General features: G+C 61.4%; 1 protein-coding gene. It reads right to left on the reverse strand.

What is annotated here, in order from left to right:
• Positions 1–41: 41 nt before the first annotated feature.
• A complete protein-coding gene (locus ACGYK9_RS19365) occupies positions 42–1,223 on the reverse strand; it encodes an IS256 family transposase (RefSeq protein ID WP_366512176.1) in 1,182 nt (393 codons plus the stop codon).
• Positions 1,224–1,352: the final 129 nt, after the last annotated feature.

Consider the following 1,352-nt stretch of genomic DNA (forward strand, 5'->3'; position numbering starts at 1 on the left):
GATTGTGCAACCGGTGGTCTGGAAATTCTCTGACACCATGATCACGCATCCTGGCATTCCCACTTTATGTAGGCCTTGGTGTCGGCGGCCCATTTGTCGTCGATCTCCACCAGCACGGCACTGACCAGGCGCTCGAGGGCGGCCTCGTTGGGAAATACCCGGACCTTAACGGTGCGACGTTTCAACTCTTGCTGCACGCTGCGCTCCATCGGGTTGGAGGTGCGCATGCGGCGACGATGGTGTTTTGGCAAGGTGAAGAAGGTGAGGCCCTCAGGGACATTCTCCTCCAGCCAAGCAGCAAGTTTCGGCGCTGTATCGCGATACTCGGTGACCAATTCGGCCAAGCTGGTTTCGGCCTTGGCGAGGGAGGCCGCGTTCCAGATCTCGCGGAGTTCGGCACCGATGCGCTTGCGAACGGCAAGGTTCGGCGCGTGATGGATGGCGTTTTGGGCGAGGTGAAATTGGCAGCGCTGCCATGTGGCCCCGCCGAAGACCGCCCTGCGCGCGGCCCGCAGTCCGGCATGATCGTCAGATACAATGTATTGGACGCCGCGCAAGCCGCGAGCTTGGAGGCTCTCGAGGAAAGCGCGCCAATGCACCTCGGCTTCCGACAGGGCCACAGAGACGCCGAGCACCCGGCGACGCTCATCTGGGCCTATCCCGATTGCCGAGAGCACCGCAGCGTCGCGCACGATCCCGCCATGGCGCATCTTTTCATATCGGGCGTCGAGGATCAGATATTTGATCTCGCCCAGAGGCCGATTGCGCCATGCTGCGAGCTCGTCATCGAGCAGCTTTGCAGCGCGGCTGACCTGACTGGAGGACAGGCTCTCTATCCCGAACTCGCGCATCACCGCTTCAGCTTCACGGGTGGAAACGCCCTTCACATACATCTCAGCCACTGCCAGCATCACGGCTCGCACCGAGCGCCGCCCGCGCTCCAGCGATTGCGGGTAGAACGGCTGACCATCATGATCGGCAGTCTTGGGCACCCGCACCGAGACCGTGCCTGCGGGTGTGTCGATGCGCTTTGGCTTGTAGCCATTAGCATACCCCTGCCGACCGGGCGTGCGCTCATAGCGGCCAGCTCCGAGGAAGCGCTCACGCTCTATCTGCATCGCCAACTCGAACGCTCGCGCGAACACTGTCGCCATGTCGTTGGGGCCGTGCTCGATCAGATGTTCCATGAGGGCCTCAACCGTTGTATCCTGTCGCTCGTCCATTTGTCCGTCTCCATGATGAGTTTGCACTTCCATGGAATACCAGAATGGGCAGCTTCTGCCGGGGCGCGCCCCGGCAGAAGCTCATGGCGCCAGCATCAAATGAATTTCCAGACCTGAAGTTACACCACC

Origin of the sequence: Sulfitobacter sp. 1A15258 (genome assembly GCF_043557045.1) — a bacterium.
Lineage (GTDB): Bacteria > Pseudomonadota > Alphaproteobacteria > Rhodobacterales > Rhodobacteraceae > Sulfitobacter > Sulfitobacter faviae.

What these genes read in the sequence shown, in the direction of transcription:
- ACGYK9_RS19365 (WP_366512176.1), bottom strand. Translation starts at nt 1,223, where the DNA reads ATGGACGAGCGACAGGATACAACGGTTGAGGCCCTCATGGAACATCTG.